Origin of the sequence: Actinocrinis sp., from assembly GCF_035946395.1 — a bacterium.
Lineage (GTDB): Bacteria > Actinomycetota > Actinomycetes > Streptomycetales > Catenulisporaceae > Actinocrinis.
The window spans coordinates 1-8,772 of record NZ_DASYZI010000425.1 but is presented as its reverse complement, the minus strand read 5'-3'; the positions used below and the strand labels follow the sequence as shown (position 1 = coordinate 8,772).

The 8,772-nt window shown below is 68.9% G+C and carries 5 protein-coding genes; 2 read left to right on the top strand and 3 right to left on the bottom strand.

Annotated features, from left to right (window positions below):
- The coding region (locus tag VGS97_RS26805; protein WP_326856444.1) for a sialidase family protein at positions 1–1,692 on the top strand (1,692 nt) is incomplete at its 5' end.
- Between the two features lie 281 nt (positions 1,693–1,973).
- On the opposite strand, the gene VGS97_RS26800 is transcribed toward VGS97_RS26805, so the two are convergent.
- Both VGS97_RS26800 and VGS97_RS26795 read right to left on the bottom strand, forming a co-directional pair.
- Positions 1,974–3,821 (bottom strand): hypothetical protein, encoded by a 1,848-nt coding sequence (locus tag VGS97_RS26800; RefSeq protein ID WP_326856443.1) that lies wholly within the window; start codon positions 3,819–3,821, stop codon positions 1,974–1,976.
- 695 nt (positions 3,822–4,516) lie between these two features.
- Positions 4,517–5,539, bottom strand: coding sequence for a LacI family DNA-binding transcriptional regulator (locus tag VGS97_RS26795; protein WP_326856442.1), 1,023 nt, complete (start codon positions 5,537–5,539; stop codon positions 4,517–4,519).
- A gap of 418 nt (positions 5,540–5,957) precedes the next feature.
- Here VGS97_RS26795 and VGS97_RS26790 point away from each other — a divergent pair, with 418 nt between their 5' ends.
- Complete coding sequence (locus tag VGS97_RS26790) at positions 5,958–7,730, top strand: RICIN domain-containing protein (protein WP_326856441.1); 1,773 nt, start codon at positions 5,958–5,960, stop codon at positions 7,728–7,730.
- Between the two features lie 805 nt (positions 7,731–8,535).
- On the opposite strand, the gene VGS97_RS26785 is transcribed toward VGS97_RS26790, so the two are convergent.
- Positions 8,536–8,772 (bottom strand): hypothetical protein (locus VGS97_RS26785; protein ID WP_326856440.1); only part of this gene is annotated, 237 nt, incomplete at its 5' end.

Below are 8,772 nucleotides of genomic sequence, written 5' to 3'. Positions count from 1 at the left end.
GCTTCCTCGGCCGGGATGGCGTTCGCGGCGCCCAGCGCCGGGGCGAACGTCCGGGTCACCGTCGACGACGGCGCGAACGGCGGCTACCGCAGCGCCGACCAGTTGGCCGGCGGCGGCTACAACGATGCGGTGCTCGCGCGGTGCGGGATCGACCGCCGGATGCAGAACGAGCCGACGCTGGCGATCGACCCGCGCGACACGAGCGTGTGGGCGTCGGGCTCGAACGATTACTGCACGGTGCCCACGGCGGGCGACGCCTGGGCGGGTTTCTACCGGAGCGCGGACTCCGGCACGACGTGGACTGACAGCCTGCTGCCGGGCTACAACGGCGACGCATCGCCCGAGGGCACGTCGTCACCGCTGCACGCGCAGGTGGCCGGCGGAGCGCTCGCGGCCGGTGATCCGGTCATGTCCTGGGACGGCCGGGGCGACCTGTTCTACATGGGCAACAACTTCAACCGTGGCATCGAGAACGGCGTGTCAGGCGGGTTCCGCGACAACACCGGTGACATCTGGGTCGCGACCTACGCGCCGGGCAACCCGGCGGACACGGCCACCGACGGCTCCCGCTACGTGCGCACCGTCATCCTCGCCACCAACACGTTCGGCAAAGGCAGCTTCAACGACAAGACCGACATCGCCGTGGACCCGGTGACCGGCAACGTGTACGCGGCCTGGTCGGACTTCCACGGCTCCGGCTGCAACGAGATCCTGTTCAGCCGCTCGACCGATCACGGCGCCACGTTCAGCGCTCCGCTGAAGCTCTCCTCCGGGATCTGCGGCAATCAGGGCCCGTCGATAGCGATCGGTGCGTCGGGCCGGGTCTTCATCGGCTGGCAGGGCAACACCGGCGGCTCCAAGCAGCGGGCACCCGGCGCGATCTCGGGTGCGGCTTTCGCCTCGTCCGCCGACTTCGGCCGGACCTTCGGGACGGCCGCCATCGTGGTGGCCTACCCGCCGTTCGTGTTCGAAGCGTTCGCCGGCAACGGCGCGCGCGAGTGCGGCGACGGGCCGTTCGCGTGCCCGACCGGCTTCACCTTCCCGCGCTCCGACCTGGCCGGGCCGTACCTGGCGGCGGACAACGCGCACGGGAGCGTGGTGATGGCGTTCCAGGCCGCCCAACCGTCGGGGCAGGGGCAGATCGACTTTGTGCGCTCCACCGACGGCGGCGCCTCGTGGAGCAGCCCCGCGCTGCTCGCGGGCAGTGCGAGCGGGCACCAGTTCATGCCGTTCCTCACGGCCTCCTCGGGCCGCGTCAGCGCGATCTGGTACGACTCGCGTGGCGACCCGTCCTACGCGCCCACCCGGCCTCCGTGCAATGGCGCCGGCGGGCAGACCTCCGCGTGCCTGAACGTGCGGTACGCCGAATCCATGGACGGCGGCGCGACCTGGAGCGCGAGCACCCAGGTCACGAACGTGCCCACCAATCCCGGCTACGAGCAGTTCGGCGGACGGCTCGTGCCGTTCTTCGGCGACTACATCACCGTCGCGGCACAGGGCGGCACGGTAGGCGCCGTATGGACGGACCAGCGCAACACCGTCGGCACGGCAGACCCCAAGGGCGACAACGACGGCGCAGACGTCGCCGGCGACCCTGAAACCGGCGGCACCTGCACCTCGTCGCTGACCACCTGCTTCGACAACACCGGAGGGCTGGACCAGAACATCTACTCCGCGCTGATCACGCCGTAACCGGCGGCCGACCGTAGCCGACAACCGGGGCGAGGTGGGGAGGAGTGATTCTGCCTCCCTCGCCCCGGCTCGACGAAACAACAGAGCCGGGTTCGCATCCTGCGTTGTACACCTCTGCACCCTGCGGATGCCCGCGTCGGTCCGGCTTCCTGACGCCGCAAGACCCGCGAAGTCGAAGCATCAGGCCGCGTCGGTGAGGTGGAACCGCCTCGATGGTGCTGCGCGCGCTCAGCCCGCTCAGCCCATTCAGCTCTCCGGCAGGCGCACGGTGACCGCGCCGGTCACGGGTAACTGGTCACGTTGACGGCCGTGGTGTTGGACGGCGTGGGACCGCCCACGCCGTTGATGACGTTCTCGATCACGCCGACTCCGCCGAGCGAGACGGTCAGCAGGTCATGCCAGCCGATGCCGGTACCGGTGGGCGTGGTGAAGCCGTTCGACGCGACGATGCTGTGGTTCGCGCTGAAGTAGCAGTACACGCCGAGGCCGTAGGCTTGGAAGTCGGTGACGGTGCCGGACACCGCGATCGAGGGATAGCCGTCCGCGGTGCCGTCCATCCATGCCGACTGGGTCGGCACGTCATACGGCATCTCGCTCTGGTAGAAGTAGTCGCGGCCGCCGTTGGCGTTCCACTGCACCTGGACTTGTTGGTAGTGCTCGACCGCGAGGCCGTACGTGGAGACGTTGGCGCCGTTGACCACCAAACCGTTGGCGGCGGTGTTGGTGGTCCAGCCGACCGTGCCGCGGTTGCCGTGGTCGGCTCGCCACAGCCACAGGTCGTCGCCGATCACGTCGGCGCTGTTGACTTCGAGTGTCTCGGTGGCGCGGCCGACCGTGGCGCCGCCGATGCGGGCGAACACGTCGGAGAGCACCGTCGGGTCGGTCGCGTGGCTCGCGCTGGATCCGGCCGGGCCGATCCGCACCAGCACCGGAGAGTTGGTCGTGCCGGCGTCGAAGATGAGCCCGCCGATGCGGATGCCGTTGACGTCCGCGGTGGACAGGATCGCGTTGCCGCCGTTGGACACCAGCGTCGCCAAGCCCAGCCCGAGCACCACCGTGTCCGGGTTGTCGACGTTGATGGTGCCGCTGATCTGGTACACACCCGGGGTGAACAGCAGATTCTGGCCGGCCGCGAGCGCGGCGTTGATCTGTGCCACGGTGTCACCGGGGTTTGCGATGAAGAAGGAGCTGAGTGGCAGCGAGGTTCCGGCCGTGTTTCCGCTGCTCCAGCTGGTGCCCTGCGAGTTGCCGCGGTTGCCCGGCACGAACACGTTGTAGTTGCCGGAGGAGTCGAGGTAGAGGTACGGCTTCTCCGAGATGGTCGGTGTGGTCGGGACCGTGGTGTACGGCGGGGTGGGGAAGCTTTGGCCGGGTACGCCGGTGGAGCCGGTGAACACCATGTTCCAGTTCGAACCGGTCCAACTGCCGAACTGGTCGTTGCGCAGCATGTACTGCTGTTGGCTGCCGGAGTTGACCTGGCCGCTGACCACGGAGTCGCCGATGAAGCCGCCCGAGGAGTAGCCGTTGAGCGAGAGTGCCAGCGAGCCGTTGATGTCCATCCGGCGCAGCGGGGTGGCCTGCGAGGTGGCCCACACCGTGCTGCCGGAGGTCGGGGTGCTGGTCAGGTTCTCCGCGTCGCGCCAGAAGTTGGTGGTCGCGTTGCCGCGGTTCCAGTTGGCGTCCGCGTGCACGCCGCCGCCGGTGATCGTGGTCTGCGTCGGCGACTGTCCGAGGCCGAGCACCTGCGTGTAGAAGCCGACCGGCACGTCGACGTTGTACGTGCCCGGCTTGAACAGCAGCGCGTAGCGCTGGGTGCCGAACTGGTTGCTCTGCTGCGAGTTGTAGACCGCGTTGATCTGGCTCTGGATCGTCGAACTCGACATCGACGGATCGAAGACGTACACGTTGGGACCGAAGTTCGGGCCGCCCGTGCCGGTGCCGCTCGGGCTGGGGCTGGGGCTCGGACGTCCGGCGGCCGGGGTGGCCGCGTGTGCGGGCGCGGCCAGCACGTCGGCCGTGCCCGCGATCGCCAGCGCGGCGGCGACGGCGGTCACCGCGAAGACCGCGGTCAGTTTGCGGCCCGCTCGACGAAACGGCTCGGCGGAGTGCGGCGAAGCTGAATCCGGCATCTGGAGTTCCCCTGATTCTCAGCGTTCTGTCTGCTGTGGCGCGGAGTCGGGGCGCTTGCCGGACATCCGCGGTGCGGCCGCGACGGCGGCAGCGTGCAAATCGCGGGGCTTGCGGCGTCACCGCCCGGCCCGGTCACGGGGAAGGTCTGCTCCGCGTCGCGGAGGTCGGCGAAGCAGAGCGTCGCAGCATGCGAAGCTGCCGTGTTCGATGCCGGAGCGTGTGCCGTCCTCGGCGGCGTCATGGGTCGTCAGCGACGTCATACGAACATTGAGGCTTTCCGTGAATCGCGATCCGGCGTGCAGAGACCATCTCAGCGCTGCCCTTCTCGGACGGAGCTCGCGCTCCGTCTTCACGTATGCGGTTGTCGGGCCTGATGGATCCGACGAACCGTTACCGCCGCGCCGAACGGCTTGAAGCAGTTGCTGCTAGGAACGTGCCACGCTGCATCCGAGTATGTCGTCCAGATTTCCAACTTATTTCGAGTGGTGATTAAAGTCAACAACCGGTGAAATCGGCATCAACTCAACTGCCTGGCCTTGCCGATCTTCCCCATGCCACCGCCGATGCCGTCCGGCGCGGTAAGCGTCAGCGCACTGGTTTACCGTGCACCGCACGCCGACCTCGTCGATGCCGTCGGCGAACCCCGCACGCTTCTCGGCACTCTGCGGATGATGAGGCACCGGGTGCAGCAGTGTCAGGCCGATTCGCGCACGATCAGCAGGCAGGGCACGGTGACGGAGGCCGCCTCGCGGGCGTCGGCGTCGATGATGGACAACAACTGGAGGGTGGCGAGGCGGCCAATCTCGCCGAGATTCATGTCGACGGTGGTCAGCGGCGGCCGCGCGGACAGGGCCATGGTGTCCCAGTTGTCATAGCCGACGATCGCGACATCCTCCGGGACTCGTACGCCGCGCTCGCGCAGCGCGTCGGCCACGCCGCGGGCGATGTGGTCGTTGCCGCAGAAGAACGCGTCGGTATCGGGCGCGGTGCGTATGACCGCGTCCGCCGCGCGCCTGCCCCACACCTCGCTCCAGTCGCCGTAGTGCACTCGGCCGCCGGCCGGCGCCAAGCCGGCACGGCCGAGCAGTTCCAGGGTGCGCGCCGCCCGATCGCGGGCGGCGGCATGGTGGGTCGGGCCGGTGACGTGCGCGATCCTCGTGCGCCCGAGGCCGAGCAGGTGCTCGATCGCGAGCGTCGCGCCGCCCGCGTCGTCCGAGCGTACGGACACGTTCCGTGGATCGGTGGAGGGCGAGAAGGCGTAGACGGTCGGGATGGAGCCGACCCCGGCCAGCGGTGGCCGGGGGTCGGTGCGCCGCCCGGTCACGATGATGCCGTCCACCCGGCGCTCGATCAGGAGACGCAGCCGGTGCTGCTCGCGGATGGTGTCGCCGCGGGTGTCGCAGAGCAGAACGCTGATCTTCCCCGCTCCCAGCGCGTCCTCGACCCCCATCAGCACCGGGGTGCTGAACCGGCCGATCCCGTCGGTGGTCATCAGCCCGATGGTCCAACTGCGGCCGGTGTGCAGGCTCTGCGCGTTGCGGTTCGGAGTGAAGCCGAGTGCTTCGGCGGCGCCGAGCACCCGTTCGCGAGTCTCGTCGCGCATGCGGCCGCTGCCGCTCAGCGCCTTCGACGCCGTCCCGACGCTCACCCCCGCACGGGCGGCGACATCGATGAGCCGCGCTCTGACCGACGCGGGATTGTGAGCCAAGTCCGTCACGAACGCCCCCTCAACACCGCTGGCCCGTCGACCCGGCGCCCCGGCGACCGCACGGTCTGGCCGGTCTGGCCGGTCTGGCCAAATCTGCGCAACTTCTGAGAAAAATGTACCAGTAGGAACGGATTCTTGACTGTTTCTGCCTGAGCATTATGGTGGCGTCGAGAAAACGATTGCTCAACTTGGTCGCGGGTTGTTGCCCACATCCCGACCCGGGCCCCGATCACAGAGCTGCCACCGTGACCGTGACGCGCCATGCACTTGGGAGACCCATGCCCGCCAGCGCCAGCACATTTCGCGGCGGCGTCTTTGGCGCGCCCGCAATTGTTAGCGCTAACACCAACTGCCCGTGGCAGGGCCGCGCTGCCGACCGGTCAGCACCAGCGCACTGCCCGCCCTCTCCCTCACGCCAGGAGAAGCAATGACGCACCGCCTGATGATCCGTGTCGATTCCCGGCCCCCGGGCCGTACCACCGCCGCGTTGAGCGCCCTCGCGCTGGCCGCGACGGCGACCGCCGTTGCCGTCTCGCAGCCCGCGAGTGCGGCGCCGACCTCGGCGACGACGCTCGTGGTCAACGCGAACTCGCCGTTCCGCTCCGTCACGCATGTCGCCACCGGCAGCCTGTACGGCCTGGACACCGCGTCCGTCCCAGCCGACAGCCTGGTCGAACCGCTGCACCCGAACACGTTCGTGCAGATGGCGCCGGGCGGGAAGCAGCTGCCCAACGGCGAGCCGGCCCCCGGCGGCGACGCACTCGTCGTCGCGCCCGAGGCGGCGAAGGCCGGGGCGAAGGTCGTCGTGCGGATGCCCGACTGGTACCCGAACTTCCCCTACAAGTGGGTCAGCTGGAGCGACTGGCTCTCCGCGGTCGACCAGCAGGTCGCCTCGGTCAAGGCGTCGGGCGCGACGAACATCGCCGCTTACGAGTTGTGGAACGAGCCGGACGGGACGTGGAACACCGCCGCCGCGGGTTCGTTCGACGCCGGTTGGGCGCGCACGTACCAGGAGGTGCGTTCGAAGGACGCCGGCCACCCGATTCAGGGCCCGAGCATCTCGCACTGGAACCAGGGCTGGATGAGCACCTTCCTGACCGACGCGAAGAACAGCGGCACGCTGCCCGACATCATCAGCTGGCACGAACTGGGCGGCGCCTCCGGCATCGCCGCCGACGTGGCCGCGTACCGCTCGCTCGAATCCAGCCTCGGCATCAGCGCCCGGCCGATCGCGATCGAGGAGTACGGCACCCCCGGCGAGGTCGGCGTCCCGGGCCCGCTGGCCGGCTACATCGCGAAGTTCGAGCGCGCCGGCGTGCACGACGCCGAGCTGGCGTTCTGGAACCACTACGGCACGCTCGGCGACACCCTCACCGATACCGGCGGCTCACCGAACGGCGCCTACTGGCTCTACTCCTGGTACGGCGCGATGAGCGGCAACATGGTCACCACCGTGCCCCCGTCGCAGACGGGGCTCGACGGTGCCGCGAGCGTGAACTCCGCAGGCAACCAGATCAGCGTCATCTTCGGCGGCGGCACCGGCGCGACCGCGGTCACCGTCAACGGCCTCAGCTCGCTGTCCGCATTCAACAACACGGTCAACGTGAAGCTCGAATACACCACGTCGCTTGGGCGCACGACCGCCGTCGCGGCGCCGTTCACCATTTCGCAGACCACGTACAGCGTGTCCGGCGGGTCGATCACGGTGCCGGTCGCGATGAACCCGGCGTACGGCTACCACCTGGTGATCACCCCGAGCGGAAGCACCAGCTCGCTGGTCGGCACGTACCAGATCAAGAACGTCCACAGCGGTCTGGCGCTCGACACCCAGGGCTCCGGAACCGTGCAGGGCACGCTGGTCGACCAGAACACGGCGAGCTCGTCCGGCACCCAGTCCTGGACGCTCGTCGCCGCCGGCTCAGGGCTCTACAAGATACGGAACGCGGCCGGCGGCATGCTGCTCGGCATCACCAACGAGGGCACCGCAGACGGCGCTACCGCCGTGATCTGGGGTGACAACGGCACGCCGGACCACCTCTGGCAGCTGATCCCCGCAGGCAGCGGCCAGTACAAGATCGCGAACTACAACAGCGGCCTGCTGCTCGGCGTGATCAACGAGAGCACCGCCACCGGCGCCCAAGTCCTCCAGTGGGACGACAACGGCACTGCCGACCACCTGTGGACGCTCAGCGCGCGCTGACCCCGTTTCTCCGCCGGGTCGGCCGCACTCCGGCCCGGCGGGCTCCACTACACTCGACAGAAGCCGCGGCGCGACGCGGCATGGCGCCCGCACCGCGGGTCGGCACAGTGTGGGCGTCATGGGGCGGGGCGGGGCGGGGCGGGGCTTTCTCACCCTGCTGAGCCTGTACCTGGCGGCCTTCTACGCGTATCCGCTCTACCGCAAATCTCGGCCTGAGCTTGCGCGACTACACCGCGTCAGAACTTCGACCAGCTCAAGGCTGCCGGGACCATCAACGGCCAGGGCGACCGGCCCATCTCGCAGTGGCTCGACACCAGCGCCTGGGCCAAGGCGTGGGCGCTCTACCAGGCGCACCTCGGCGGGTACGGAGGCTGAGTGAATGACGACATCCAATGCGGCGTCCGATGTCGCGGTGCCTGATGTCGCAGCGTCAAATACCGCAGCATCCAATACCAACGTGTTCATCGGGTCGGTGAAGCAGCAGGTGGACGGCGTCGGCCGCCGAGCAGATGCTCCTTTACACCTGGCAGCAGGGCATCGCGCACCGCCACCTGACCCCGGAGGAGATCTTCCCATCCGGGATCATGACGAAAGTCGTCGTCTGACCGCTACCTGCGACACGTACCTGCCTGCCTTCGAGAGGAGGCCGCGAGCACCGTCCTGCCGCAGCTGGACGAGCGAGCCGCCGAGAGGGCAGCGTCCTCGCTCTGCTTCCGCACCGGCGAGTCGTCATGCGCGAGCGGTATCCGCGCAGAGCGCTGTCAGACTCACGGCAGGCAGGTTGAGTCCGTGCGCAGGGCACGCATCAGGCGAAGACTGACACCTGCTGCAAGGAGTCGAAGAATCCACCGGTAGCGGTCTCGACGCGCACCGCGGCGACCGGCAGTCCGTGAAGCGCTTCGACGTATTCGTTGCCTGTACCACTGTCGTCCGGCGGGCCGTTGAACGGTTCGAAGGTCTTGCCGTCCGTGCTGACCTGGACTCGGCAGGTGAATCCGCAGCCGCGCACGACCAGCAGCGTTGCGTCGATCGGCTTGGGCAG

Bases quoted from the DNA above. Each gene is read 5' to 3' on its own strand.
- VGS97_RS26800 (WP_326856443.1), bottom strand. From the start codon at position 3,821: ATGCCGGATTCAGCTTCGCCGCACTCCGCCGAGCCGTTTCGTCGAGCG.
- VGS97_RS26790 (WP_326856441.1), top strand. From the start codon at position 5,958: ATGACGCACCGCCTGATGATCCGTGTCGATTCCCGGCCCCCGGGCCGT.